Here is a 26054-nt window from a genome sequence, read left to right as displayed (position 1 = left end):
ACCGTTCCGAGTCTAATCCCGGTTCGATCGTGACATGCCGGAGGGAGTCTCCCCCGCGGGTGCGAAACCGCTCACCAAAGGTGAGCTCCCCGAGGCGAACGGCCTATCCGCGTGAGGGGGATGGGGTAGGAAGAACTCATGGTCGAGGAAGAGATTGTGCTGCTCAACGCGGACGACGAGGCCGTGGGGACGGCCCCGAAGGTCGCGAGCCACCATAGCGAGACGCCCTACCACCTGGCTTTTTCATGCTATGTGGTGGACACGGACGGTCGCGTACTGATCACCCAACGCGCGCTCGACAAGCGCACGTTCCCGGGGGTGTGGACGGGGAGCTGCTGCGGGCACCCGGCTCCCGGGGAGAAGCTGCGGGACGCGGTGCAGCGCAGGCTGCGGGACGAACTGGGCATCGGGAGCGCGTCGCTGACGTCCGTCCTGCCGGGCTTCCGGTACCGGGCGGTCGCCGAGGACGGGACGGTCGAGCACGAGCGGTGCCCGGTGGTGCGGGCGACGGTCGCGCCGGGCGGGGCCGTCGCGCCGAACCCGGAGGAGGTGGAGGCCGCGGAGTGGTGGTCGTGGGACCGCTGCCTGGAGCTGACGGCGCGGCCGGAGTCGTCGCCGTGGTACCGGCTGCAGATGGCGGAGCTGGCGCCGCTGGGCGCGCCGCTCGACTGGCCGGACGCGGGGGCGGGTCCGCTGCCGCCCGCCGTCGGCTGGTGACCCGCCGCCCGTACAGGCCGACGTAACCGCGCGGTCACTGTTCTGTACGGGTGTTGACGGTGTTGATCACCGAGCAGACGCTTGTTTTTCGGGCGACCGAAGGGACGGGCGATGTTCGGACGTACTCGAAGGAAGGCCTCCGGCCGGAGCCGGACGACGTCGTTCGCCGCGGCCGCGCTGGCCGGCGTGCTGGCCCTCGCGGGCTGCGGCGGCGACGGCGGCTCGGACGACAGCTCCGAGGTCGAGGTGTTCTCGTGGTGGACGGGCCCGGGCGAGGCCGAGGGGCTGACCGCGCTGCAAGCCCTCTTCGAGAAGCAGAACCCGGGAACGGAGTTCGTCAACGCGGCCATCGCCGGCGGGTCCGGCACGCAGGCCAAGGCGGTGCTCTCGAGCCGGCTCCAGAACCGCAAGCCGCCGGACTCGTTCCAGGGGCACGCGGGCGCCGAGCTGCTCGACTACATCAAGGCCGGGCAGATCGAGCCGCTGAACGACTTCTACGACGAGAACGGGCTGCGGGACGTATACCCGAAGCAGCTCCTCGACCAGATCACCTACAAGGGCAGCATCTACTCGGTCCCGGTGAACATCCACCGGTCCAACGTTCTCTGGTACAACCCGGGCATCCTGGAGGACGCCGGGGTCGACGGGCCGCCGGAGTCGATCGACGCGTTCATCGAGGCGCTGAAGGCGGTCGACGCCGAGACCGACAAGGTGCCGCTGTCGCTCGGCGCGCAGTGGACGGCCGACCACCTGCTGGAGAACGTCCTGCTGGGCTCGCTCGGCCCGGATGCGTACAACGCGCTGTGGCAGCCGGGGGCGAACTGGGACACCCCGGCGGTCGGGGCGGCCCTCGACGACTTCGCCGAGATCATGAAGTACACGACGGCGGAGGCCGCGTCGACGGACTGGCAGGGCGCCGCGAAGGCCGTCGTGGACGGGCGCGCCGCGTTCAACATCATGGGCGACTGGGCGTACGGCTACTTCGTGAACCCGGCGCCGAACGGGCTGGCGAAGAAGGAAGGCACGGACTTCGGCCACGCGCCCGCGCCCGGCACCGACGGCACGTACATGTGGCTGTCGGACAGCTTCACCCTTCCTGAGAACGCGCCCCACCGCGGCGGCGCCCTGGCCTGGCTGAAGACCGTGTCCAGCAAGGAGGGCCAGGACGCGTTCAACCCGAAGAAGGGCTCGATCCCGGCGCGCACGGACGGCGACGAGTCGCTCTACAAGGGCTACCTCGGAGACGCCTTCGCGGAGTGGAGCAAGCCGGACGTCAAGCTCGCGGGCTCGTTCTGGCACGGCGTGACGGCGAACAACAAGTGGCACACCGACATCGACACGGCGGTCGGGCTGTTCCTCCAGCACAAGGACCCGGCGAAGCTCCGGCAGGCGCTGGTGCAGGCGGCGCGGAACAGCGGGCAGTGAGGGCGCGCCGCGTCCGGCGGTGGCTGCCGGGGCTGCTGCTGGTCTCGCCGTCCATCGTGGCGATCGGCCTGTTCGTCTACGGGCTGATCTTCTGGAACACGAGGGTCGCGCTGAGCGGCAAGCACGACGAGGTGTCCCCGCTCGGGTTCGACGGCGGGCGGAACTTCGTCGACCTGTGGGACCAGCCGAGCTGGCCGGGCGCGGTGCGCAACGCGCTGGTGTTCACGGCGGTGTTCGTGCTGGGCGCCCTGCTGCTCGGCGCGTTCCTCGCGTTCCTGATGGACAAGGGCGTCCGCGCGGAGGCGTCGTTCCGGGTCGTCTACCTGTTCCCGATGGCGGTGTCGTTCATCGCCGCGGGCGTGGTGTGGCGGTGGCTGCTGAACCCGGCGCCCGCGGAGCGGGCCGTCGGGCTCAACCAGCTGTTCCACGACGCTGGGCTGGGGGCGCTGGCGAACACGTGGTGGCAGCATCCCGACTGGGGCATGGCCGCGATGGCGCTCCCGGCGGTGTGGCAGATGTCCGGTTACGTCATGGCGCTGTACCTGGCGGGGTTCCGCGGCGTCCCCGAGGAGCTGCGCGAGGCGGCCCGGGTGGACGGCGCGTCCGAGTGGAAGGTGTACCGCTACGTCGTGTTCCCGCAGCTCCGCCCGGTGACGCTGGCGGCGCTGATCATCCTCGGCCACATCTCGCTGAAGGTGTTCGACCTGATCATGGCGATCGCGGGCAAGCAGATCATCACCTACGTCCCGGCGGTCGCCGCCTATGTCGAGATCTTCGACCGGCACGACCCGGCGAACGGCGCGACGATCGCCGCGTACCTGCTGGTCGCGGTCGCCGTGCTCGTCGTCCCGTACCTGGTGTGGACGGTCCGGCAGGAGCGGGCCCGGTGAGCCGCGCGCTCCGGTTCGGCCGCCCGGCCGTCCTGCTGGTGTTCGTCGTGCTGTTCCTGATGCCGGCGTACGTCCTGCTCGTCACCAGCTTCAAGCCGCTGCAGGAGGCCGGGCCCGCGACCGCGTGGAACCTGCCCGAGCAGTGGAGCGTGTCCGGCTGGACGGCCGCGTGGGACGAGCTGCGCCCGGGCATCCTGAACAGCTTCCGGATCGCGGTCCCGGGCGCGGCGATCGCGGCCGTGCTGGGGTCGCTGAACGGCTACGTGCTGTCGAAGTGGCGGTTCCCCGGGTCCGAGGCGGTGTTCACGCTGTTCCTGTTCGGGATGTTCATCCCGTACCAGGCCGTCATGATCCCGCTGGCGGGCCTGCTCACCGAGATGCAGATCGTCGGGACGATCCGGGGCCTGGTCCTCGTGCACGTCGTCTACGGCATCCCGATCTGCACGCTGATCTTCCGCAACTACTACGTGTCGATCCCGGACGAGCTGATCGAGGCGGCGCGCGTGGACGGCGCGGGGATGCTGCGCACGTACGCGTCGGTCGTGCTGCCGCTGTCGGCGCCCGCGTTCGCCGTGACGCTGATCTGGCAGTTCACGTCGATCTGGAACGACTTCCTGTTCGCCGTCTTCCTCGGCGCGCCCGACTCGTGGCCCGTCACGGTGATGCTGAACAACACGGCGGGTTCGGGCGCGGTCGCCGTCCAGTACAACGTGCAGATGGCGTCGGCGCTGCTGGCGTCGCTGCCGACGATCCTCGTCTACCTGCTGCTGGGGCGGTTCTTCATGCGGGGGCTCATGGCGGGCGCGCTCAAGGGCTGAATGTGGACTCGGAGACGGATCGCCCGGGGCGGCTTTGTCACTCGCACACAGTTGTTCCGTCAACCACTTTACGAACTCGCGCGTCGTACAGATGATCGGGATGGATCGGGAATGAGCGAACCGCTCACCTCCTCCGTTGGCGCAACCGCCCCGATGCGCCTAGCCTCTCGGGCATTGCCGCGCGGCGTCCCCGCCGGAGACGATGCCGGAGACGGAGACGGTCGAGCACTGGAGGTGACCGCGTGCAGGCGATAAGTGTTCAGCAGCCCTGGGCGTTCGCGATCGCGCGCGGCGGCAAGAGCGTCTCGAACCAGGGCGCGCCGACCGCCTACCGCGGGCCGCTGCTGATCCACGCGTCCATGCGGGTCGACCTGTCGGCGTGCGACTCCCCGCTCGTGCAGGCCGCCGGGTGGGACCCGCGGGACCCGCTCGCCGCGATCGGCGCGGCCATCGCCGTCGCCGACCTCGCCGCCGTCTGCTCCGCGACCGTCGGCCCGGCCGGCGGCCCGTCCGGGCGGCCGCGCGGCGGCGCGGACGCGTGCGCGTGCGGCCCGTGGGCCGAGCCGGGCAGGCACCACTGGCACCTGGCGGACGTCCGGGCGCTGCCCCGGCCGATCGTCGCGCTCGGCCGCACCGACCTGTGGGAGCCGTCGGCGTCGCTCGTCGCCGAGGTTGAGACGATGCTCACGGCGGCCGCGGCGAACCCGGCCGGTTAACCCGCGCCGGCGGCTTCGTCGGCGGCCGCGTCGGCGGCTTCGCGGAGGCGGGCGAACTCGCCCGCGATCCGGTCGAGGGACCAGCTCGCGTTGAGGCCGCTCGGGTTCGGCAGCACCCACACGCGGGCGGAACCGAACAGGTCGTCCTGCGGGCCGATCTCCGTGCGCGGACGTCCGAACGCGGTGCGGTAGGCGGTGACGCCCGCGACCGCGAGGTAGGCGGGGCGGTACCGGTCGACGAGGGCCCGCAGGCGGCGGCCGCCGTCGCGGAGCTCGTCGGCGGTCAGCTCGTCGGCGCGGGCCGTGGTGCGCTGCGCGAGGTTGGTGATGCCGAGGCCGAACGCGGGCAGCAGGTGCTGCTCGGACGGGTCGAGGAGCCGGTCGGTGAAGCCGGAGCGGTGCAGCGCGGGCCAGAAGCGGTTGCCCGGACGGGCGAAGTGGTGGCCGGTCGCGCCGGAGTACAGGCCGGGGTTGATGCCGCTGAACAGCACGCGGAGCGCGCCGCCGGGGGCGGGCAGGACGTCGGGGATGACACGGTCGCGGGCGGCCTCCAGATCGGCCTTCGTCGGGCGCATCACATCAGATTACGGACGATCAGCAGCATCGCGGACGCGCCGACGACCGCCAGCAGCGCGCGGCGGAGGCGCCCGGCGTCCAGGTAGCGGCGGAGCGGGGCCGCCGCGAGGAACCCGGCCAGGACGAACGGGACGAGCGCGCACCCGGCGGCGACCTGCTCGCCGGGGAGCCGTCCGAACGCGGCGAGGGTCGCCAGCGACAGCAGGCACCCGCCGACGAAGAACAGCGCGAGGGTGGCGCGGACCCGGGGGCCGCTCTCGCGCTGGTACAGCAGCGCCATCGGCGGGCCGCCGATGCCGGACGCGGTGCCGGCGGTGCCCGCGACGACGCCCGCGGCGGTCAGCGTGCGGCGGTTGCGCGGCACGTCCCGCGTCCAGGCGGTGGCGGCGAGCGCGGCCAGCACGAAGAGACCGACGGCGACGCCGAGGGCGCGGGCGGGCACGGCGGCCACCAGCCACACCCCGAGCGGCGTCCCGGCGGCGCGGCCGCCGAACGCCCAGCCGAGGCCGCGCAGTTCGACGTGCCGGGCCTCGTGCGCGAGGGTCGCCAGGGGCAGGACGGCCGCGACCACCAGGATCGCGCCCGGCATCAGCGACGGGTACAGCATCGTCACGACCGGGGTGGCGACCAGGCCGACGCCGAGGCCGACGCTGCCCTGCACGATCGCGCCGAGCAGCGCCGCCGCTCCCCCGATGATCAAGAAATCGGGATTCACGCCGTGGAACGATACAAGTCAGGCGGACGCCTCGGTGAGGCGGCTCAGCTGGTCCTCGGTGAGCACGGTGCCCGGGACGTCCAGCAGCGGCGGGAGCTGCTCCATCGTGCGGGCGCTGGCGATGGGCGCGACGACGGTCGGCTGGGCGGCCAGCCACGCGAGCGCGACGGTCGCGTGGGACTTGCCCGACTCCTGGGCGACCTCGTCGAGGGCCTGGAGCACTCTGCGTCCGCGCTCGGTCTCCAGGTGCTTCGCCGCCTTCCCGGCGCGCGCGCTGTCGACCTCGGTGTCCGGACGGTACTTGCCCGTGAGGAACCCGGAGGCGAGGCCGTAGTACGGCATGCAGGCCAGGCCGTGCCGCCGGGCGATGTCGCGCCGGGGCCCCTCGTAGGTGTCGCGGGACACGAGGTTGTAGTGCGGCTGGATGCCGACGTACTTGGCCGTCCCCTCCCGCTCGCTGAACTCCAGGGACGCCTCCAGCCGGTCGAGCCCGATGTTCGACACGGCGATCTGCCGGACCTTCCCGGCCCGCACGAGGCCGTCCAGCGCCGTCATGATCTCCTCGACGGGCACGGACTCGTCGTCGAAGTGCGTGTAGTAGAGGTCGATGCGGTCGGTGCGCAGCCGCCGCAGCGAGTCCTCCGCCGCCGCCTCGATGTTCGCCGCGGAGAGCCCCTCCCGCCGCGGGTGCCTGCCGACCTTGGTCGCGATGACGACGTCGTCGCGGGTGCCGCGCGCCGCCGTCCACTCCCCGATGATCTCCTCCGACTCCCCGCCGCTGTTCCCGGGCGCGGAGGCCATGTAGGAGTCGGCGGTGTCGATGAAGGTGCCGCCGGACGCCGCGTAGGCGTCCAGGATCTGGAAGGAGGTGTCGCGGTCGGCCGTCCAGCCGAACACGTTGCCGCCGAGGCACAGCCCCGAGACGTCCAGGTCGCCGATCTTCTTCGTGGTGTCAGCCATGCCTGCGATGTAACCGTGCGGGCGGCGACGATGCCCGCGCGACCCGCGGATCGTTGGCAGAATGTCGGAATGCTCAGCGCATGTCTGGCCTTCGCGGCCGTCGCCGCCCTGGTCACGATCACGCCCGGCCTGGACACGATGCTGGTGCTGCGCACCACCGTCGCGGGCGGGCGCCGGACGGGGCTCCTCGCCGCGGCGGGCATCGCGTCCGGGCTGCTGTGCTGGGGCGCGGCGAGCGCGGCGGGGCTGACGGCGCTGCTGGCGGCGTCCCGGTTCGCGTTCGACGTGCTGCGCATCGCGGGCGCCTGCTACCTGCTGTGGCTCGGCGGGCAGGCGCTCTGGCGGGCCCGCCGGAAGGCCGGCGCGGGCGGGGACGTCCCGGAGCCGCAGCCCGCGGGCGCCGCCGCGTACCGCACCGGGCTCGTCACGAACCTGCTCAACCCGAAGATCGGCGTGTTCTACATGAGCCTGCTGCCGCAGTTCCTCCCCGCGGACGCCCCGGTGTTCGGCACCAGCATGCTGTTCGCCGTCATCCACATCGCCGAGGGGCTCGCGTGGTGCGCCCTGCTCGTGTGCGCCGCGGGCGCCGCGCGCCGCACGCTCGCGCGCCCGTCCGTGAAGCGCCGCCTCCAGCAGGTCACCGGGGTCGCGTTCATCGGCTTCGGGCTGCGCCTCGCCGCCGGCCACTGAGGTGCCGGACGGTCAGCGCGCCTCGGGGCCCGGCCGGACGAGGCCGGTCTCGTAGGCGTGGACGACCGCCTGGGTGCGGTCGCGCAGGTCGAGCTTGGCGAGGATGTTGCTGACGTGCGTCTTCACGGTCTGCTCGGCCAGCACCAGCCGCGCGGCGATCTCGGCGTTCGACAGGCCGTGCGCGACGAGCGTCAGCACCTCGGTCTCCCGCCCGGTGAGCCGCCCGAGCCGCTCGCGGCGGGGCGCGCGGGGCCCGCCGAGCCGGGTGAACTCGGCGATCAGCCGCCGGGTGACCGACGGCGCCAGCAGCGCCTCCCCGGCCGCCACGACCCGCACCGCCTCGGCCAGCGCCCCGGCGGACGCCTTCTTCAGCAGGAACCCGGCGGCGCCCGCGCGCAGCGCCCCGTACACGTACTCGTCCAGGTCGAACGTCGTGAGGACGATGACCCGGGTCGTCGCGGAGATCCGCCGGGTCGCCTCCAGCCCGTCCATGCCGGGCATGCGGACGTCCATCAGGACGACGTCCGGCGCCAGCTCGGCGGTCTTCGCGACGGCCTCGCGCCCGTCGGCGGCCTCGCCGACCACCTCGATGCCGGGCTGCGCGCCGAGCAGCACCGAGAACCCCTCGCGGACCATGTCCTGGTCGTCGGCGAGCAGCACCCTGACGGTCACCGGGGACCCTCCTTTCCCGCCGGGAGCACGGCGGTCACGGTGAAGCCGCCGTCCGGGCGCGGGCCCGCGGCGAGCTCGCCGCCCAGCATCGCGGCCCGTTCCCGCATCCCCAGTATCCCGTGGCCGGTGCGGCCCGCCGGCGGCGCCGGCGGCCGCGCGGGCGGGCCGTTGTCGACCGTCAGCTCGACGCGGTCCGGGCGGTGGGCGACCGCGACCCGGGCGGCGGCGCCCGGCGCGTGCCGCAGGACGTTGCTCAGCGCCTCCTGCACGATCCGGTACGCCGACACCTCCAGCGCGGGCGTCGTCGCGGGCCGCGGCCCCGACACCCGCAGCTCGACGTCCAGGCCGGCCGCGCGGAGGCCGTCGACGAGGCCGTCCAGTCCGTCCAGGGTGGGCTGCGGCGCCGCGTCGGCGGCCGGGCCCGCCTGGCCGTCGCCCTCCCGGAGCAGCCCGAGGACGCGGTGCAGTTCGTCGATCGCCTCCAGCGCGTTCTCGCGGATGACGGTGAAGCTGCGCGCGAGCTCGTCCGGCACGTCCGGCACCCGGTAGGGGGCGGCCTCGGCCTGGACGGCGACGACGGACATGTGGTGCGCGACCACGTCGTGCAGTTCCCGCGCGATCCGGGCGCGCTCCTCCAGCAGCGCGCGCCGCTGCCGCTCCCGCGCGAGCCCGCGCAGCGCGTCGCCCCTCCCCCGCAGGGCCGCCGCCGCCAGCAGCACCGTGCCGGACACGAACAGCACCTCGGTGAGGCTCGGGAACTCGTCGCGGCCGGGCAGCGCGACCGCCAGGGCGGCCGCGACGGCGCCGGTGAGCACCCACATCAGCGCCGCCACGCGCGCGGGCACCCGCAGCGCGACCAGGGCGAGCACCGCCAGGTGCACCGACAGGCTCGGCCCCGCCCACAGCGGCCCGCCGTCCGGGCGGGCGGACGCGGCGGCGAGCGCGGTCACCGCCACCAGCGCGAGCGACAGCCACCAGGCGGCCATCGGCCGGACCACGCACACCGCCAGCGCCGACGCGTGGACGACGCCCAGCGCCGCCGCCCACCCGTTCGGCACCGCGTAGTCGGTGAGCAGGATGTGCCAGGACGACCCGGCGAGCACGGCCGCGGCCCCGAACACCAGCGCGTGCGGCAGCCAGGCCGCGAACCGGGGACGGGACGGGACGTCCAGCGGCAGCAGCGCGGGACCGGCGGCCGGGGAGAGGTCCCGCCACACGTTCCGCACGACCGACCCGACCGTCATCGCAGCCCCCGTCCGTCCGTCCGATCCGTCACGCGTCCCGGTGCCTCACCACGACGGTAGCCGCCGCGAGCAGGACGCCCGCCGCGGCCAGCAGCAGACCCAGCGACGGCCACCCGCCGAGGCTCCCGACGGCCTCCGCCGAGGCGTCCGACGTCTGCGACAGCTTCTGCAGCGCCGCCGCGGGCGACGCGCCGGCGATCCACCGCTCCAGGTCGCCGAACAGCGGCGCCACCAGCGACGGCACCAGGACCAGGCAGACGCCCGCGGTGACGGCGCCCGCCGCGTGCCGCAGCAGCGCGCCCAGCGCCAGCCCGAGCAGCGCGGTCGCCGCGTGGCAGAGGGCCACGCCGATCAGCGCGGGCATCGGGCGCCCGGTCGCGTACCCCTCGCCGGACAGCATCACCGTCCCGACGCCGAACGCGGCCGTGCACGACGCCAGCGCGAGCACGAACGCGACGGCCGCGACGACGACCGCCTTCGCCGCCAGCACGGCGCCCCGCCCGGGGAACGCGGCGAACGTCGCCCGGATCATGCCGGTGCCGTACTCGCCGGAGATCGCCAGCGTCCCGAACACGGCCGCCGCGAGCTGGCCGAGCAGCGCCCCCGTGAGGCTGCCGCCCAGGACCGTGTCGTCCGGCCGGAGGCTGCCGGTCGCGCCGACGAAGACGGCCAGGGCGGGGACGAGCAGCGCCATCGCCGCAGGCGTCCACACGGTCGCCCGGACGGTCCGGGCCTTCGTCCACTCGGCGCGGACGGCCCTTCCGAACCCCGCGAGCGTCCCGCCCTCCGTCCGGCCCGCCGCGGCGGCCGCCGTCCCGTCCGCCGTCCCGGTCATCGGGCCGTCGCCTCCTCGCCCCGTCCCGTCCCGCGGTACTCGGCCTCGGTCTCGGTCAGCCCCAGGTAGACCTCTTCGAGCGACGAGCGCTCCGGCCGCAGCTCGTGCAGTTCGGCGCCCGCCCGCGCGGCGATCGCGCCGACCTCGGGCGCCGCGAGCCCGGCCACGTGCCAGCCGCCGTCCGGCCGGAGCCGCACCCGCCCGCCGGCCGCCTCCAGCGCGGCCCGCAGCCGCGGCCCGTCCGGGGACGCCACCACGGCCGCGTCCCGCGCGTGGCGGTCGATGAACGCGCGGACGGTCGTGTCGGCCAGCAGCCGCCCGCCGCCGATCACGACGAGCCGGTCGGCGGTCTGCTCCATCTCGCTCATCAGATGGCTCGACAGCAGCACGGTGCGGCCCTCGTCGGCGAGCCCCCGCAGCAGCCCGCGCACCCACCGGATCCCCTCGGTGTCCAGGCCGTTGACCGGTTCGTCCAGGATCAGCACTTCGGGGTCGCCGAGCAGCGCGCCCGCGATGCCGAGCCGCTGCGCCATCCCGAGCGAGAACCCGCCGACCCGCCGACCGGACGCGGCGCCGCCCAGCCCGACCAGGTCGAGCACCTCCCGGACGCGGGCGCGGCCGATGCCGTTGCCGTGCGCCTGCCACAGCAGGTGGTCGTGCGCCGAGCGGCCGGGGTGGGCGGCGCGGGCGTCGAGGAGGGCGCCGACCGTCCGCATCGGCTCGCGCAGCCGCCGGTACTCCCGCCCGGCGACCAGGGCGCGCCCGGACGCCGGCGCGTCCAGGCCCATGATCATCCTGATGGTGGTGGACTTGCCCGCGCCGTTCGGGCCGAGGAACCCCGTGACGGTGCCGGGCCGCACCGTGAACGACAGCCGGTCGACGGCCGTCCGGTCCCCGAAGCGCTTGACCAGCTCGCGCGCCTCGATCATGCGCCCTCCCTCCGCGGCCTCGCGGCCGCCGCAGAAGGAATCCTGCGCCACGGCCGCGCCGGGCGCCTCCCTCCCGGGAGCCGACCTCGCGTCTAGCTCCGGAGTACTAGAGCCCGCGGACGCGGAACGGGCCGCCTCCCGGAGGAGGCGGCCCGTCCGTGCGGCCCGTCCGTGCGGCCCGTCCGTGCGGCCGCGCGGATCGCGTTACTTGCGGAGGAGGCTCCGCAGGACGTACTGGAGGATGCCGCCGTTGCGGTAGTAGTCCGCCTCGCCGGGGGTGTCGATGCGGACGACGGCCGTGAACTCCTTGCCGTCCGCCTTCACCGTGACCTCCTCGGGGACGCCGCCCTCGTTGAGCGCGGTGACGCCGGTGATGTCGAACGTCTCGGTGCCGGTCAGCCCGAGCGACTCGGCCGACTCGCCCTCCTTGAACTGCAGCGGCAGGACGCCGAGGCCGATCAGGTTCGAGCGGTGGATCCGCTCGTAGGACTGGGCGATGACGGCGCGGACGCCGAGCAGCGCGGTGCCCTTCGCGGCCCAGTCGCGGGACGAGCCGGAGCCGTACTCCTTGCCCGCGATGACGACGAGCGGGGTGCCCTGCGCGGCGTAGTTCTGCGCGGCGTCGTAGATGAAGGACTGCGGCGCGTCCTCCTGGGTGAAGTCGCGGGTGTAGCCGCCCTCGACGTCGTCCAGGAGCTGGTTGCGCAGCCGGATGTTGGCGAACGTGCCGCGGATCATCACCTCGTGGTTGCCGCGGCGCGAGCCGTAGGAGTTGAAGTCCTTCACCGCGACGCCGTTGTCCTGCAGGTACTGCGCGGCGGGCGTGCCGACCTTGATCGCCCCGGCCGGGGAGATGTGGTCGGTGGTGACCGAGTCGCCCAGCTTCGCCAGGACGCGCGCGCCGTGGATGTCGGCGACCGGCTCCGGCTCGGCGGCCATCCCGTCGAAGTACGGGGCCTTCCGGACGTACGTGGACGCCGGGTCCCACTCGAACAGGTCGCCCGTCGGGATGTCGAGGCCGCGCCACCGGTCGTCGCCCTTGAAGACGTCGGCGTAGCTGCTGGTGAACATGTCCTGGCCGATGGACGACTCGACGATCGCGGCGACGTCCTCCGGCGCGGGCCAGATGTCGCGCAGGTAGACCGGGCCGTCGGTGCCGTCGGCGATCGGGTCGTTGAGGATGTCGATGTCCATCGTCCCGGCGAGGGCGTAGGCGATGACCAGCGGCGGGGACGCGAGGTAGTTCATCTTCACGTCCGGGCTGATGCGGCCCTCGAAGTTCCGGTTGCCGGACAGGACGGCCGTGACCGCGAGGTCGTTGTCGTTGACCGCCCGGGAGATCTCCGGCTGCAGCGGGCCGGTGTTGCCGATGCAGGTCGTGCAGCCGTACCCGACCAGGTTGTACCCGATCTTGTCGAGGTAGGGGGTGAGGCCCGCGCGCTCGAAGTAGTCGGTGACGACCTGCGAGCCGGGGGCCAGCGAGGTCTTCACCCACGGCTTGCGGGTGAGGCCCTTCTCGACCGCATTCTTGGCCAGCAGCGCCGCGCCGACCATGACGTACGGGTTCGAGGTGTTGGTGCAGGAGGTGATGGCCGCGACGGCGACGTGCCCGTGGTCGAGCTCGAAGGTCGTGCCGTCCTCCAGGGTGACCTGGACGGGGTTGTGCGGGCGGGACGCGCCGTTGGTGGCGTGCTCGCGGGGCTTGTCGCCGTTGCCGCTGCGGCTGATCGCCGGCGAGTCGGACGCGGGGAACGACTCGTTGGACGCCTCGTCGGCCGGGCCCTGGACGCTGCTGACGTAGTTCTGGACGTCGCGGCGCCAGGTCTCCTTGGCCTCCGACACGGCGATGCGGTCCTGCGGGCGCTTCGGGCCGGCCAGCGACGGGACGACCGTCGACAGGTCGAGCTCGAGGTACTCGGAGAACTCCGGCTCGACCGACGGGTCGAGCCACATGCCCTGCTCCTTGGCGTACGCCTCGACGAGCGCGATCTGCTCCTCGCTGCGGCCGGTGAGGCGCAGGTACTTCGTCGTCTCCTGGTCGATCGGGAAGATCGCGCAGGTGGAGCCGAACTCGGGGCTCATGTTGCCGATCGTGGCGCGGTTGGCCAGCGGCAGCGCGGCGACGCCCTCGCCGTAGAACTCGACGAACTTGCCGACGACGCCGTGCTCGCGGAGCATCTCGGTGATCGTGAGCACGAGGTCGGTGGCGGTCGTCCCGGCCGGCAGCTCGCCGGTCAGCTTGAAGCCGACGACGCGCGGGATGAGCATCGAGATCGGCTGGCCGAGCATCGCGGCCTCGGCCTCGATGCCGCCGACGCCCCAGCCGAGGACGCCGATGCCGTTCTCCATCGTGGTGTGCGAGTCGGTGCCGACGCACGTGTCGGGGTAGGCGACGCCGTTGCGGTCGAACACGACGCGGGCCAGGTGCTCGATGTTCACCTGGTGGACGATGCCGGTGCCGGGCGGCACGACCTTGAACTCGTCGAAGGCCGTCTGGCCCCAGCGCAGGAACTGGTAGCGCTCCTTGTTGCGCTCGTACTCGACCTGCACGTTGCGCTCGAACGCGTCCGGCGAGCCGAAGTAGTCGACGATGACGGAGTGGTCGATGACCATCTCGGCCGGCGCCAGCGGGTTGATCTTGGAGGCGTCGCCGCCGAGGTCGCGGACGGCCTCGCGCATCGTCGCCAGGTCCACCACGCAGGGCACGCCGGTGAAGTCCTGCATGATCACCCGCGCGGGGGTGAACTGGATCTCCTTGCTCGGCTGCGCCTTGGCGTCCCACCCCGCGAGCGCGCGGATGTGGTCGGCGGTGACGTTCGCGCCGTCCTCGGTGCGCAGCAGGTTCTCCAGCAGCACCTTGAGGCTGTACGGGAGACGTGCCGAGCCCTCGACGGCGTCCAGCCGGTAGATGTCGTACGACTTGTCGCCCACCTGAAGCTTGCTCAGGCTGCCGAAGCTGTTCGCGGACACGGACTCCTCCTCCGTCGTCACCGCGCGTCCGGTCCGGGACATGAGCGCGCGGCGCTGTCTTCTCAGTTCGTCGAAATCCCGTCCCCGTGACCCGCGTCGCCCGGGCGGGACGGAAAGCTCATCTCCCCTGATCCTGCCTTAGCCCGGCCATCGGCCGGGAATCGGGGCGGCCCAACTTCGACAAGATTTCTCTCGACGTCAAGCTAACTCCAATTTATCTCGATATCGAGTTACTTGCACATCGAGCCTCCGGCGCGGCCCGCGCAGCGCCGCCGACCTCCCCGAAAGCGCACCGAACCCCCGACGGCGGGCACCCCTCGCCCCGCCGCACCCAGCAGGCCGGCCTCGCCGCGCCGGGAGGAGATCGGCGCCGGACTCCTCCCGTACCCGTCCTCCTGAGGCCGCGAACCGGCCCGCCACTCCATGATCGTTCTCTGATCATCACCGGTTGGGCCGCCGGACGGCCGCCGTCCACTCCGGGGAGCCAGGATCCTCTGCGGCCCCCTGCCTCCCCGGAGTACGCGCATGAGCCCGGCCCTGCCCCCGCCCACCCGCCGCACGTTCCTCGCGATGACCGGCGTCAGCGCCGCCGCCTTCGCGCTCGGCACCGGACAGGCCGCCGCCGGCGAGACCGTGGGCGGCAGGGTCCCGTCCGACCCGTTCGCGCTGGGCGTCGCGTCCGGCGACCCGCTGCCCGACGGCGTCGTCCTGTGGACCCGGCTCGCCCCGGACCCGCTCGCCCCGGACGGGCACGGCGGCATGCCGGCGCGCCCGTACTCGGTCCGGTACGAGGTGGCCGAGGACGCGTCCCGACCTGCCCCTCTACCGCCGCTACCGGTGGGGACGCCTGGCGCAGATCGACATGCTCGACAACCGGCAGTTCCGCGACCGCTACCCGGCGGGGCAGGTCATCGACGACTCCGCCGAGCGGCACGACCCGCGCCGCTCCCTCCTCGGCGCCCGGCAGGAGAAGTGGCTGTACGACGGCCTCCGCCGCTCCGACGCGACGTGGAACCTGCTCGGCACCGGCGTCGTCATGGCCGAGATCGACCGCGACCCCGGCTCCGGCGAGCTGTACAGCAACGACATGTGGGACGGCTTCCCCGCGAACCGCGACCGGCTGTGGACGGCGTTCGAGCGGTACCGGATCGCGAACCCGGTGGCGCTGTCGGGCGACATCCACCGCCACGTCGCCGCCGAGCTGAAGGCCGACTGGAAGGACCCGGACTCCCGCACCGTCGGCACCGAGCTGATCACCGGCTCGATCGCCTCGGACGGCGACGGCGCAGAGACCGACTCCGTCGGCGAGCTGTGGCTGGCGAACCCGCACGTCGAGCTGTACAACGCGCGCCGCGGCTACCTGAGCTGCGCCCTGACCCCGGACCGGCTGACCGCGCGGGTTAAGACGGTCGAGTACGTCACCCGTCCCGGCGCCCCGATCCGCACGACCGCCCGCTTCGTCACCGAGGCCGGCCGTCCCGGACTGAACCGAGAGGTCTGAACGCATGGCCGCGAACCGACGGCCCCGCCCGGTGCACGCCCTGCGCGCCGAGCCCGGGATCGGGCGCATCCGCCTGTCGTGGAAGGGCGAACCGTACGAGCCGCTCGTCGACCACTACGCCGTCTACGGCGCGCGCTCGTCCCGGTTCGAGACCGGGCCCGACACCCTCGTCGGCAAGGACCGGCCGCGAACATCATTCTCATTTTTCGAGAATACGGATACCATCCGAGCGGACCCACCGGCCGGTCGGCACTGTCCGCGCATATAGCATCCGGTCGGAGCCACGCGATTGGAGTACGCGCATGTCCGCGAAGTCGATCCTGCACGTTGTCACCCGGCCCGCGAGCCCGGAGGTGGCCGACGAGTACAACCGCTGGTACGAGGACGTCCACATCCCCGAGGTCCTGGCGCTCGACGGCTTCGTCTCCGCGCGCCGCTACGCCCCCACCAAGGACGGCGACCCGTACGTCGCGGTGTACGACATCGAGGGCGACGCCAAGGCGGCCGTGAAGCGGCTGAACGCGGCCATGGGCGACGGGTCCATGAACCTTTCGGACAAGATCCAGCTCGACCCGCCGCCGCAGATGCACATCCTCGAACTCGTCAAGGAGCTCGACGCCTGACCGGCTCCCTCCCCGGCGCGGACGCCGCCGGCGGCACCGCCCGCCCGGCGTCCGGCCGGGGCCGCGATCGGAGGACGCGCATGCCGAAGAGGACGATCCTGCACGTGGAGTCCGGGCCGGCGGGCCCGGACGTCGCGAACGAGTACAACCGCTGGTACGACGAGGTGCACATCCCCGAGATGCTGGCGATCGAGGGCATCGTCGCCGCGCGCCGCTACGCGCCCGTCGACGGCGACACCTACATCGCCCACTACGAGATCGAAGGCGACCCCGAGGCCGCCATGGCGCGGCTGCGGGCCGCCGCGGCCGACGGCGCCATGCGCCTGTCCGGCACCGCCCGGACGGACCCGCCGGCGCGGATGCTCCTCATGGAACTCGTCGTCGACCGGGCCGCCCCGCCCGCGTGACCGCCCCGTCCCCGGACGGGCCGGACGCCCGTCAGAGCTCGTAGTCCTCCGCGAGGTCGTCCCACGGCAGATCCACCACCGCGGCCGTCACGGACTCGACGGTCGGACCGGCGATGTCGTCCTGGAACCAGACCACGTCGAGCCACGACCGGTGGAGGACCTCATCGAGGTCCGCGGCGATGCGCGACGAGTCGAAGAAGCCGACGCAGCACACCGGCGGGAGCACTTCCACCGGGCCGAAGGACAGGGGCCTCTCGTCCGGGTAGGGGTTCGTGCGCGGCGGGTCGATCAGATGGACGGGCGGCGCCGTGCGGTACCGGAACTCGCGGCGCTCGCCCAATGACGTCAGTATCCGATCGTTCATCGAAGGGTTCGGGTAGCCCTCCAGCAGACCGCCGTACGTGGAATGGATCTGCAACCGGTCCAAGCCGATCTCACGACCCGAACCGAGCCGTATGCGCGCCAACGTCATGATCCGATCATGGCACCGCGATGCTCCGCCGAACCCGGCTTCCCGCGCTTCGGGATTTGTCGGTGGCGGTTGGTAGCACTGCCTCAGCGGGCACCGATGGAGTGACCGACGGCTCACGTGGCAGGAGTTCCCATGCGCACCCTGATCAGCACCGCGTTCGTCTCGCTCGACGGGGTCATGGAGGCCCCCGGCGGCGAGCCCGGCTACCGCAACTCCGGCTGGACGGTGAAGGACGTCGACTTCGTCGAGGACGCCTACGAGCTCAAGGCCCGCGAGCAGGAGGAGGCGGCCGCGATGATGCTGGGGCGGGTCAGCTACGAGGCGTTCTCCGCCGTCTGGCCGTCGATGACCGCCGAGTTCCCCCGCTACAACGCCATGCCGAAGTACGTCGTCTCCACGACGCTCGCCGAGGACGACCTGGTCGGCGATTGGGGCGACATCACGATCCTGCGGTCCCTCGACGACGTGGCGGAGCTGAAGAAGACCGACGGCGGGCCGATCATCGTCCACGGCAGCGCGCGGCTGAACCGGAGCCTCGCCGACGCGGGACTGATCGACCGCTACCACCTGCTGGTGTTCCCGCTGCTGCTCGGCGCCGGGAAGCGCCTGTTCAGCGACACCGACAAGGACACGCAGAAGCTGCGGCTCGTCGAGCACGAGGTCTACTCCAACGGCATCCAGAAGAACGTCTTCGACGTCGTGTGAAGGGGAGCCGTGCGAGTCGGCGTCGCGCGGGCCGCGGGCGGCATTCGGCCCGCGGCCCGCGGCGGCTACTCCAGCGTCGCGAGGTCGACCAGGACCTCTGAGACGATCACGGGGTCGAGGTCGCCGAGGAGCGGGGCGGCCGGGTCCTCGACGCCGTCTCCCGCCCACCACCAGGCGTCGAGGCCGGTGACGACCTGCACGCGCCGGATCCGCTGCTCGGGGTAGTAACCCGGCTCGCCCGCCGCGATGCCCGGGTCGAGCTCCACCGCGAGGTACGCCTTCTCCCCGACCGGCCGGAAGATTCCCGGCTCGATCCCGCTCTCCTGCGGGGACGTCCGCTCCCAGCCGTGCCGCGCCAGCCGCAGCACCGCCCCGAACGGCACCGTGCGGCCCTCGAACCGGACCAGCCGCCGCGCGGCCCGCTCCCGCTCGTCCGGCACCGCCACCGGACGTCCGAGCTGCGGGAACGGCTGCAGGATCCCGTAGTCGGCGAACACCTCCGACCACGCCGGGACGTCGAGGTGCAGCGGGTGCGCGACGCCGACCGACGCGTCCGCCGGGAGGGTGTACACGTCGTCCCGGACGGTCGCGAAGGTGCCGTCCTCGGCGACGCGGAACGCGTCGGCGTCGGCCGTCCAGACCAGCCGGGCCGCGAGGTGCCGCATCAGCGGGTGCCCCGCCACGAACGTCCGGAACTCCTCCGCCGTCCAGCGGCGGCCGGTCGCCATCGCCGCCTCCAGCCGGACGATCTGGTCGGCGGCGACCGTGCGGGCGTCCTTCTTCAGCGCAGCGAACCGCCGGTGCGCGGCGGGCGCCAGCTCGGGGTCGTCCTTCGCGCCCGGCTTGGGGAGCGTCTTGCGAAGCTTGCCGCTTTCATCCGTCACATACGGTTTGAGCTGCTCGTCGAAGCCGACGGTGAACCGGCGCGGGCCGTAGTCCAGCGTCAGCGTCCCGTCCGGGCCGAGGCCGAGGTCCGGGACGAGCCGGTCGGCGAGTTGCCCCTCGGTGAGGCCGCGCCGCCGCGCCGCGTCCAGCAGCGCGAGCCGCGCGTCCTCGCGGGCCCCGCCCGGGAACGACCGGCGCGTCATGAGGTTCAGCTGCTCCAGCGCGGCGTCGGTGCCGATCCGCGCGAGAACCTCCACCACCCGGTCGGCCTTGGCGCGCTTGCGCGCCGCGGTCCACTCCCGGACGAGCGGCGCCGCGGACCGCGCCGTCCCGTCGTCCCCGAGGTCGCCCAGCCGGGTCAGCACCCAGCCGTGGCCGTTCGGCTCGTCCGCGGCGCGCCACGCCTCGAAAACCGCCCAGGCGAGTTCCGGGAGCCCGGTGCACGCCGCGCGGACGCCGTCCAGATCGGGCTCCGGGAGCATCAGCAGCTTGACGAGGTTGCCGAACGCGGCGTCGTCCAGGGCGCCCGCGGCGGTCGCCGGACGGGGCAGGGACGCGGCGTCCAGCCAGCGCGGGATACGCGGCTCCTTGACCGGGACGACGGGCCCCCCGGCGGCCACCAGCTCCGCCACCGCGCCCGCCGCCGCCTCGCCGTGGACGCGCGCCGCCTCGACGACCGCGTCCCGGCCGTACTGCTCCGCGACCAGCCGCAGCCCGGCCGCGGCCCGGTCCCGCGCCGCGCGGGCCGTGCCGAGCGCGTCCGGGACGAGGTAGGGGACGGCGTCCGCCCCGTGCCGCAGCAGCCACCGCCGCGCGGTCTCGCCCGCCTTCTTGAGCCGGACGAGCCAGTCGGCCATCAGCCGCGCGACCTCGGCGTCGAGGTAGGGAAGCAGCGCCTCGCCGAGGTCCGCGGGGCGCTTCCGGGCCGCCCGGAGCACCAGATCGCGCACCCGCACGCCGAAGTGGGCGACGAGCGGCGTCATCTCGTAGTCGCCGAGTCCGTCCAGGTTGGGGGTGCCGTACGGGGACGGCTCGTCGGCGCGTTCCAGCCACAGCGGGAGCAGGTCGCCGAACGCCCGCTCCGGGCCGATCACCAGCTCCTTCGCCTGGTGGCGGAAGTCCGTCTCGCCCGACAGGAACCGCTCGCGAGCGTCGTCCCAGAACGGATGATCGTCCGGGCGCTTCACGAAGACCAGCAGCGAAGCCCGCTCGCGCCAGCCGTCCTGCTCGTTCTCCTCCCACCTGAGCGGGCCGGGCTCCGGCGGAGTCAGGCCGGGGACGGGGGCCGGAGCGGTCGCGGCGCCGCGCGCCCGTGACCAGGGCGGTTCGGCGAGCACGCGCGGGAGAGCGGGGGGAAGATCGTCCATGGCGCCCACCGTAGGGGCGGGCACCGACAGCGGCCGGCCCCGCACCCAGCGACAGGCGGCCGGTCTCCCCACCGCCGCCGATGGCGATAGAACGTGCTCTTCCACGAGCCGTCCAGCCCAGCGCCGTCACCGAGCGAGGTGATCGGCGTGCCCGATCGGTTCCCGCCCGTCCGCCCGACGTTCAGTGCGCGGCGGTCCCGCGGTAGCCGATGGGCCCTTCGTTGACGCGCTGGTAGTAGCCGAGGAAGCCCGCGGCGCCCGGCTCGAACGCGACGGACCCCGAGTTCTCCCGCTGGTCGCGCCAGGTGATCCGCTCCACCGGCGCGCCGCCGTCCGCCACGAGCAGCCGCAGCTCGCCGGAGGTGTGCCAGCGGCCGCCCCAGCCCTCCTGCGTGCGGAACCGGTGCAGCGGAGCGCCCTGGACGCCGTCCGGGTACTCCCAGCGGTCCGCGAGGCGGCCCCGGAACTCGGCCAGCCCGCCGTCCGGGTCGCGGCGGTAGCCGTGGAAGTCGGTCATCGCCGACTGGAAGCTGATCGCCGCCTCCGCCCCGTCCGCGGCGCGCCACGACACCTGCGCGGGCAGCGCCTCCTCACCGCGGTCGATGTGGACCAGCAGCCTGCCCGCGGGCGTCCAGCCGGGCGCCCCCGAGGCCGAACCGTGCGCCTGCCGTTCGGTGGTGAACGCGAACACCGAACGCCGCGCGGACGCCGCGGCGAGCGCCCGCTCCGACCGGTCCCGCTCGTAGACGGAGTCGACGGTGATCCGGTACAGCCACAGCATCGTGCGGGCGTCCACGACGCTGCGCACCTGCACCTGGTTCCGTCCCGGCCGCAGCCACCGGCCCGGGACGGCGAACACGCAGGTCTGCGGCAGGTCCCCGCCGCCGGGGATCGTCATCTGCGCCACCAGCGGCTCGCCGTTGACGAGGATGCTCAGCGGCGCGTGCCCCGGCGACGGCCCCATCTTGGACACGAGCGCCGTCACCTTGAGCGTCGCCTCCAGGATCTCCTCGCCCTCCTCCACCGCGAACACGAACCCGACGGACCCGCCCGCTTCGAGCTTGAGGTGGCTCCCGCCGAACACGCAGCCGCGGTACTCCGCCTCGCCGTTGGCCAGCAGTGCGGGATCGCTGGAGAAGTCGGCGAACGTGGGCTGCATGGGCGCTCCTCGGAGACGGCGGCGACGATCGGTCCCGAGGATCATTCAGCATCGGGACGACATCCGCGGCGTCGGTCCCGCTCCCGCCGCTCGCCGGAGCCAGGTGCAGGACGGGGAGGATGTCGGTCACCCGTCCTCCTCGGGCAGCAGCGCCCACACGACCTTGCCGCCGCCCGCGACCCTGAACGTCAGCGAGTCGCGCGAAACCATACGGAAGGTTGCGTTGGAGCGATGGAACAGCCCAACTTGAAGTGGCGGAAAGCTCGTCAGAGCAACGACCACGGCGGTTCCTGTGTGGAGTTGGCGGGACTAGCGGACGGCGTGGGAGTGCGGGACTCCAAGGACCCGGACGGCCCCAGGCTCGTCCTCGACCGCAGTGCCTTCCGCACGCTCTTGAACGAACTCAAGCAGCGCTGAGCGTCAGCCCCGGCCGCACCCGGCCGGGGCTCTGGCCCCACCCCCATGTCCCGCTTACGCTCGACTCATCGTCGGCAACTCGCGAGGACGGGCCAGCATGGACCCCATCACCTGGCGCAAAGCCACCCAAAGCAATGAGCATGGCGGCAGTTGCGGCGAAGTCGCCCGCATCTCCCCTGAGCAGTGGCGCGTGTCCCACTACAGTGACGACAAGGGCGGTGCTTGCGTGGAGGTCGCGCGCATCGCCCCCGGCCAGTGGCGTAAGGCTGAGCAGAGCAACGACCAGGGCCACGAGTGCGCGGAGCTGGCAGCGTTGTCGGGCGGCGTGGGGGTGCGCGACTCCAAGGACCCGGACGGACCCAAGCTCGTCCTCGACCGGAGCGCGTTCCGCGCACTCGTGAACGACCTCAAGCAACGCTGAGCGTTACCCCCCGGCCGCACCCGGCCGCCGGGGTTAGATCGTTGGTGGCCGTGACGACGGAGGGCCGGTCGGGTCGCTGAGGGCCCGACCGGCCTCGCGCGCAAGGTCGACGTCAGCCGCCGTTCGGGCTGTTGTCGACCTTGAAGTTCATCTGGACTTTACCGCCGTTGACCGACGTCACGGTGGCCGTCACGCCGTACTGCTTGCCGTCCGCGGCGAGCTGGCATCGCACGGTGGCGCCCACCCGGGCCGCGAGGTCCTGACGGCAGATGAAGGCGTCAGGCTGCTGGCCTACCTGGGCCGCCAGGGCGGCTTTGCCCTGGCGGGCGACCTCCGCCTTGTCCACCGTCCCCGCCCCGCCACCGGAACTCGGCACATCGGTGGGCTGGACGGGCTGAGTGGAAGGCGCGGCGGACGGGGCGCCCCCGGGAGCGTCGTCGACCTTGAAGCCCATCTTCACGTTGTCGCCGTCGACCGCGGTCGCGGTCGCCGTCATGCCCAGCTTTCTGCCGTCCACCGTGAGTTCACAGCGTACGGTCGCCCCCACCTCTGCTTTGAGGTCGTCTTTGCAGGTGACGTCGTCGGGCTCTCGCCCGACCTGCTCCCCCAGAGCCGTTGCGGCTTGCTTGGCGACCTCGTCCTTGCTCACCGCTTCCGAGCCGCCCACGCTGAATGAACAGCCTGCGGCGAACAGCGCCGCCAGCATTCCCGCTGCGGCTCGATGGGCCATCCGGCTCCGTGTTGCTTGGCGCATTGGCCCCTCTTTGCTACTTGTGCGTCGTTTGTCCAGCTTGGACGCGGCCGTGGATCCTCCGGTTCCGCGGCGATCTTCACTCCCGTCGCCGCCCCCCGTCCCGCCGATCCGGCCTTCCTCACCGAAGACGGGGGCCTCCCGGCGGGCGGTCAGTTGATGACGAGCATTCGGATGAGGACCAGGGCGATGGCGGCGTCGCGCCACAACGGCGATGTCTCCGGTTCGACTCGCAGTACCCACCGGCCCCGTTTCTTGGCGGCGGTGGCGACCGGCCTGCCGGCGGCGTCGGACAGCCCGAGCGTCAACACGTTGCGGCCCTCGACCGGCCCGGCGGATGCGATGACGGTGCCGGCGCCGTCCAGCAGGCGGTACGCGTGAGCCCGCCCGGGATCGGTGCGGACCAGGATCGACGGGGCGCCCGACGGGGCCAGCAGCACATGCTCGGGATGCAGGCCACGGTCCGAACGGTGCTCCACATGCATCAGCGGCCGTCCGGCGGTGTCCGCGATCGTCTCGAACCGGTGCAGGCTTTCCCTCGAGGCCAGTGCGGGCTGCGCGCGGTCCGTGCGGGGGCGGCCCGGCAAATCCAGGTAACGGTGGCCGGGCGGGGGCTCCGGCCCGATACCGACGGGGACGGCGTACGAGGAGCCGTCGGGGCGGCGCACCCCGTCCCGCGACGAAATCACGAAAATGTCGCCCGGAACCGCCTGCAGGGCCTCGGAGAGTTTTCGGGCGGGCAGCACGTACCTGCGGCGAACCCAGGCGAACACCGTGATCGGGATCAGCGTCAGGGCCCCGGTCACCACCGGAAGCGGCCACGCGCGGTCCCACCCGTTCGCGTAAGGGCCCATGGGCCCGATGCGCACCGGAACGGTCCCCTCACGCTGTTCGCCCTTCAGCCCGTAGATCTCGCCCGCACCGCGTTCGCCGTCCCCGGTGCGCCAGGTGCCGTGGCAGGTCACCCCGGTGAACCTTCCCGACCCGTGCCGCTCGCACCGTTCAACGGTGGCGGAGGCCCGCTCGCCGTACGCGAACGTGTACGCGTAAACGGCCGGCCAGAAACCCCACACGGCGAAGCCGACGACGAGGGAACAGGTGAAGAGATGGCGGCGCATGGCCATCTGACGTGGTCAAAGGGGTGTGGGTTCACCGAAGGGATGCGGGGATGGGAGGACCGTTCTGGGCGCGGTGGCGTAGGACGGAGGTCATCGCCCGCGGCGCCGACCTGATCCTCGACCGGTAGGGGCCACGGGCATATGTCGCCGACGGTCCGGCGGGGCCGTTGTCGGTTCTTCACGTTTTCCCGGACGGCCCGTCGCCGGTTCGGTCGCCGATCTGCACTGGTCGATCCGGGCGTCCGCCGCGGATCCGGCGGGGTATTGACCGCCGCCGGGGGCCCGGATTAGCGTCCCGAGAAACCGATAGGAAAGTTTCCTATCCACTGGAGATCCGATGGCCCGCTCCCCTCCGCCGCCGGTGGAAGCGGCCGCGCCCGAGCGGACGCCGCGGCCCGCACCGTCGGTCACGTCCCCGCCCCGCGCCACGGCGCTCCCAACCTCCGTGACGCGGCGGAAAGCCACCCCTCGCAAGACAAGGACCCCCCGCATGAAGAAATCGACACGCAGGTTCACGGCCGTCGCGGCCGGGATCGGCATCGCCCCGCTCGTCGCGGTCGTCCCGGCGAGTTCGGCGTTCGCCCACGGCTACGTCTCCGCCCCGATGAGCCGCCAGGCGCAGTGCGCGGCCGGGATCGTCGACTGCGGCCCCATCAAGTGGGAGCCGCAGAGCGTCGAAGGGCCGAAGGGGCTGCGCAGCTGCAGCGGCGGCAACGCGCGCTTCGCCGAACTCGACGACGACGGCAGGCCGTGGCAGGCCGCGAGCGTCGGCCGCACGACCACGTTCACCTGGACGTTCACCGCGCGGCACCGCACCTCGACCTACGAGTACTACGTCGGCGGACGGCGGGTCGCGGTCGTCGACGGCCACGGTCAGCAGCCGCCCGCCACCGTGACCCACACGGTCGACCTCGGCGGCGTGAGCGGACGGCAGAAGGTGCTCGCGGTGTGGAACGTCGCCGACACCGCCAACGCCTTCTACGCCTGCATCGACGTGAACGTGCGGTGACGCCCGGTTCCGGCGCCCGGTGGGCGACCGGGCGCCGGAGCCCGCGGAACCACGCACCGGCGGCCGTCCGCAGGGAAAGAGATTGCGTGCGGAGAACCGGCTGGGGTAAGCACGGCTCATGGCCTGCCGCATCACAGAACTCGTGTTGGACTGCCGCGACCCCGAGGAACTCGCCCGATTCTGGTGCGAGGTGCTCGGCTACGTGGAGCTGGACAAGGAGGACGGCGTCATCGAGATCGGCCCGCCGGAGGGAACCGGCAACCGACCGCCCACCCTGGTCCTGAGCCGCAGCGACGATCCCCGCAGGGGCAAGCTGCCGCTGCACCTCGACGTCAACGCCACCGACCGCGACCAGGACGCCGAACTCGAACGCCTCCTCGCCGTCGGCGCGCGGCACGCCGACGTCGGCCAGACCGGCGACGAGTCGTGGCACGTCCTCGCGGACCCGGAGGGGAACGAGTTCTGCCTGCTCCGGCGCCGCGTCGACGGGTAGCGCGACCGATCGTCGGGCGGGCGTCCACCGTCGCGGCCGCCGCGCGGGCGATCCCGGCAGCCGCGCCCGGCGCGATGCTCGGGGCATGGAACCACGACGGCCCGCCGCGCTCACCGCCACCGGGCTCCGCAAAGCGTTCGGCGACCACGTCGCGGTCGACGACGTCGACCTGACGGTGCCCGCCGGATCGTTCTACGGCCTGGTCGGCCCGAACGGCGCGGGCAAGACTGTCATCGGATTGTGACACTTCTTCCTGCTCGGCGGGGGTTTCTCCCGGCGAGGGCTTAACCCTACGGGGCGCGACTGCGCGGTGTCTGAGGGGCGGTCTGCTAGCCTCGCTCGGCTCCGGGCGCCGCTTGCGGCTGCCCGCCGACCGCCCGGGAGCAGACCGCCTAGGAGTCCTCGGACAGCGCCGTGCATTCGCGCCCCGAGCGCACGCTGAGCCACAGAATCCCCGACCATGCGCCTAGAGCAGTCCGCGGGACGGTCGTCACCCGGCTGGACATGATCGCACGTAGTTTGCAAGCAGAGCCCTACGCCGGAGGCGGGTCGTTATAAGGGGTGGGGGT

29 protein-coding genes and 1 pseudogene are annotated in these 26054 nt (G+C 72.9%); 16 read left to right on the top strand and 14 right to left on the bottom strand.

Annotation, left to right across the window (positions count from 1 at the left end; all coding sequences use genetic code 11):
- The first annotated feature begins 138 nt into the window (after positions 1-138).
- From idi to DMH08_RS18835, 5 genes are all read left to right on the top strand, one after another.
- On the top strand, positions 139-717 hold the full coding sequence (idi, locus tag DMH08_RS18855) for an isopentenyl-diphosphate Delta-isomerase (protein WP_125616432.1): 579 nt from the start codon (positions 139-141) through the stop codon (positions 715-717).
- A gap of 111 nt (positions 718-828) precedes the next feature.
- Positions 829-2142 (top strand): ABC transporter substrate-binding protein, encoded by a 1314-nt coding sequence (locus DMH08_RS18850; protein ID WP_125616429.1) that lies wholly within the window; start codon positions 829-831, stop codon positions 2140-2142.
- Positions 2139-3032 carry a carbohydrate ABC transporter permease gene (locus DMH08_RS18845; protein ID WP_233617677.1) on the top strand — a complete coding sequence of 298 codons (894 nt, stop codon included), beginning with the start codon at positions 2139-2141 and terminating at the stop codon, positions 3030-3032. The genes DMH08_RS18850 and DMH08_RS18845 overlap by 4 nt, the downstream gene beginning before the upstream one ends.
- On the top strand, positions 3029-3850 hold the full coding sequence (locus DMH08_RS18840; RefSeq protein ID WP_425248237.1) for a carbohydrate ABC transporter permease: 822 nt from the start codon (positions 3029-3031) through the stop codon (positions 3848-3850). The genes DMH08_RS18845 and DMH08_RS18840 overlap by 4 nt, the downstream gene beginning before the upstream one ends.
- Before the next feature lie 242 nt (positions 3851-4092).
- Positions 4093-4566 carry a hypothetical protein gene (locus DMH08_RS18835; protein ID WP_026400542.1) on the top strand — a complete coding sequence of 158 codons (474 nt, stop codon included), beginning with the start codon at positions 4093-4095 and terminating at the stop codon, positions 4564-4566.
- Here the strand turns inward: DMH08_RS18835 and mug are convergent.
- Genes mug through DMH08_RS18820 form a run of 3 tightly spaced genes read right to left on the bottom strand, consistent with a single transcriptional unit; the run spans position 4563 to position 6817 of the window.
- Entirely contained in the window at positions 4563-5141 is a 579-nt protein-coding gene (gene mug / locus DMH08_RS18830; protein ID WP_199747887.1) for a G/U mismatch-specific DNA glycosylase, read from the bottom strand. The genes DMH08_RS18835 and mug overlap by 4 nt on opposite strands.
- A complete protein-coding gene (locus DMH08_RS18825) occupies positions 5141-5857 on the bottom strand; it encodes a sulfite exporter TauE/SafE family protein (protein WP_026400544.1) in 717 nt (238 codons plus the stop codon). The genes mug and DMH08_RS18825 overlap by 1 nt, the downstream gene beginning before the upstream one ends.
- A gap of 18 nt (positions 5858-5875) precedes the next feature.
- Complete coding sequence (locus DMH08_RS18820) at positions 5876-6817, bottom strand: aldo/keto reductase (RefSeq protein ID WP_125616427.1); 942 nt, start codon at positions 6815-6817, stop codon at positions 5876-5878.
- 69 nt (positions 6818-6886) lie between these two features.
- Between DMH08_RS18820 and DMH08_RS18815 the strand changes: the two genes are divergently transcribed.
- Positions 6887-7507 carry a LysE family translocator gene (locus DMH08_RS18815; RefSeq protein ID WP_125616424.1) on the top strand — a complete coding sequence of 207 codons (621 nt, stop codon included), beginning with the start codon at positions 6887-6889 and terminating at the stop codon, positions 7505-7507.
- A 12-nt stretch (positions 7508-7519) separates the two neighbouring features.
- Here DMH08_RS18815 and DMH08_RS18810 read toward each other — a convergent pair whose 3' ends face one another.
- The 5 genes from DMH08_RS18810 to acnA form a co-directional block, all read right to left on the bottom strand.
- On the bottom strand, positions 7520-8179 hold the full coding sequence (locus DMH08_RS18810) for a response regulator (RefSeq protein ID WP_026400546.1): 660 nt from the start codon (positions 8177-8179) through the stop codon (positions 7520-7522).
- A complete protein-coding gene (locus tag DMH08_RS18805) occupies positions 8176-9423 on the bottom strand; it encodes a sensor histidine kinase (protein ID WP_125616421.1) in 1248 nt (415 codons plus the stop codon). Before DMH08_RS18805 ends, DMH08_RS18810 begins: the two co-directional genes overlap by 4 nt.
- Before the next feature lie 28 nt (positions 9424-9451).
- Entirely contained in the window at positions 9452-10258 is an 807-nt protein-coding gene (locus tag DMH08_RS18800; RefSeq protein WP_125616418.1) for an ABC transporter permease subunit, read from the bottom strand.
- Positions 10255-11187, bottom strand: coding sequence for an ATP-binding cassette domain-containing protein (locus tag DMH08_RS18795; protein WP_125616415.1), 933 nt, complete (start codon positions 11185-11187; stop codon positions 10255-10257). Before DMH08_RS18795 ends, DMH08_RS18800 begins: the two co-directional genes overlap by 4 nt.
- A 204-nt stretch (positions 11188-11391) precedes the next feature.
- The gene (gene acnA, locus DMH08_RS18790) at positions 11392-14157 is read right to left on the bottom strand and encodes an aconitate hydratase AcnA (RefSeq protein ID WP_026400548.1); all 2766 of its coding nucleotides are present in this window, start codon (positions 14155-14157) and stop codon (positions 11392-11394) included.
- A gap of 525 nt (positions 14158-14682) precedes the next feature.
- On the opposite strand from acnA, the pseudogene DMH08_RS41700 reads away from it, so the two are divergent.
- The 4 genes and pseudogenes from DMH08_RS41700 to DMH08_RS18775 all read left to right on the top strand — a co-directional run.
- Positions 14683-14913 (top strand): annotated as a pseudogene (locus DMH08_RS41700) (PhoD-like phosphatase N-terminal domain-containing protein); the annotation flags it as partial.
- A 58-nt stretch (positions 14914-14971) separates the two neighbouring features.
- Complete coding sequence (locus tag DMH08_RS18785) at positions 14972-15658, top strand: alkaline phosphatase D family protein (RefSeq protein WP_325052931.1); 687 nt, start codon at positions 14972-14974, stop codon at positions 15656-15658.
- 302 nt (positions 15659-15960) lie between these two features.
- Positions 15961-16281, top strand: coding sequence for a DUF4286 family protein (locus DMH08_RS18780; RefSeq protein ID WP_125616412.1), 321 nt, complete (start codon positions 15961-15963; stop codon positions 16279-16281).
- Positions 16282-16361: 80 nt separating this feature from the next.
- Positions 16362-16688: a DUF4286 family protein gene (locus DMH08_RS18775; protein WP_125616409.1), complete on the top strand. Its 327-nt coding sequence runs from the start codon at positions 16362-16364 to the stop codon at positions 16686-16688.
- Between the two features lie 31 nt (positions 16689-16719).
- Here DMH08_RS18775 and DMH08_RS18770 read toward each other — a convergent pair whose 3' ends face one another.
- Positions 16720-17160, bottom strand: a complete 441-nt coding sequence (locus tag DMH08_RS18770) for a hypothetical protein (RefSeq protein ID WP_026400550.1) — start codon at positions 17158-17160, stop codon at positions 16720-16722.
- A 132-nt stretch (positions 17161-17292) separates the two neighbouring features.
- Here DMH08_RS18770 and DMH08_RS18765 point away from each other — a divergent pair, with 132 nt between their 5' ends.
- Positions 17293-17865: a dihydrofolate reductase family protein gene (locus DMH08_RS18765; protein ID WP_125616406.1), complete on the top strand. Its 573-nt coding sequence runs from the start codon at positions 17293-17295 to the stop codon at positions 17863-17865.
- A gap of 65 nt (positions 17866-17930) precedes the next feature.
- On the opposite strand, the gene DMH08_RS18760 is transcribed toward DMH08_RS18765, so the two are convergent.
- The 3 genes from DMH08_RS18760 to DMH08_RS41060 form a co-directional block, all read right to left on the bottom strand.
- A complete protein-coding gene (locus tag DMH08_RS18760) occupies positions 17931-20117 on the bottom strand; it encodes a DUF4132 domain-containing protein (RefSeq protein WP_125616403.1) in 2187 nt (728 codons plus the stop codon).
- 181 nt (positions 20118-20298) lie between these two features.
- Positions 20299-21276: a hypothetical protein gene (locus DMH08_RS18755; RefSeq protein WP_125616400.1), complete on the bottom strand. Its 978-nt coding sequence runs from the start codon at positions 21274-21276 to the stop codon at positions 20299-20301.
- 126 nt (positions 21277-21402) lie between these two features.
- Positions 21403-21558, bottom strand: coding sequence for a hypothetical protein (locus DMH08_RS41060; RefSeq protein WP_199747888.1), 156 nt, complete (start codon positions 21556-21558; stop codon positions 21403-21405).
- Between DMH08_RS41060 and DMH08_RS18750 the strand changes: the two genes are divergently transcribed.
- Complete coding sequence (locus tag DMH08_RS18750; RefSeq protein ID WP_125616397.1) at positions 21508-21693, top strand: DUF397 domain-containing protein; 186 nt, start codon at positions 21508-21510, stop codon at positions 21691-21693. The genes DMH08_RS41060 and DMH08_RS18750 overlap by 51 nt on opposite strands.
- A 97-nt stretch (positions 21694-21790) precedes the next feature.
- Positions 21791-22114, top strand: coding sequence for a DUF397 domain-containing protein (locus tag DMH08_RS42640; protein ID WP_125616394.1), 324 nt, complete (start codon positions 21791-21793; stop codon positions 22112-22114).
- A gap of 112 nt (positions 22115-22226) precedes the next feature.
- Here the strand turns inward: DMH08_RS42640 and DMH08_RS18740 are convergent, their stop codons facing one another.
- A complete protein-coding gene (locus tag DMH08_RS18740; RefSeq protein WP_233617676.1) occupies positions 22227-22820 on the bottom strand; it encodes a DUF4333 domain-containing protein in 594 nt (197 codons plus the stop codon).
- A gap of 197 nt (positions 22821-23017) precedes the next feature.
- Positions 23018-23989 (bottom strand): hypothetical protein, encoded by a 972-nt coding sequence (locus tag DMH08_RS18735; RefSeq protein ID WP_125616390.1) that lies wholly within the window; start codon positions 23987-23989, stop codon positions 23018-23020.
- Positions 23990-24473: 484 nt separating this feature from the next.
- Between DMH08_RS18735 and DMH08_RS18730 the strand changes: the two genes are divergently transcribed.
- The 3 genes from DMH08_RS18730 (at position 24474) to DMH08_RS18720 (ending at position 25729) form a co-directional block, all read left to right on the top strand.
- Complete coding sequence (locus DMH08_RS18730; protein ID WP_026400556.1) at positions 24474-24992, top strand: lytic polysaccharide monooxygenase auxiliary activity family 9 protein; 519 nt, start codon at positions 24474-24476, stop codon at positions 24990-24992.
- Positions 24993-25110: 118 nt separating this feature from the next.
- On the top strand, positions 25111-25485 hold the full coding sequence (locus DMH08_RS18725; RefSeq protein WP_125616387.1) for a VOC family protein: 375 nt from the start codon (positions 25111-25113) through the stop codon (positions 25483-25485).
- A gap of 85 nt (positions 25486-25570) precedes the next feature.
- Positions 25571-25729: an ATP-binding cassette domain-containing protein gene (locus DMH08_RS18720; RefSeq protein WP_442778643.1), complete on the top strand. Its 159-nt coding sequence runs from the start codon at positions 25571-25573 to the stop codon at positions 25727-25729.
- The last annotated feature ends 325 nt before the right edge of the window (positions 25730-26054 follow it).

The sequence above is a fragment of the Actinomadura sp. WAC 06369 genome, from assembly GCF_003947565.1.
Classification (GTDB): Bacteria; Actinomycetota; Actinomycetes; order Streptosporangiales; family Streptosporangiaceae; genus Spirillospora; species Spirillospora rifamycini.
This window is presented reverse-complemented; position numbering and strand designations above follow the sequence as displayed.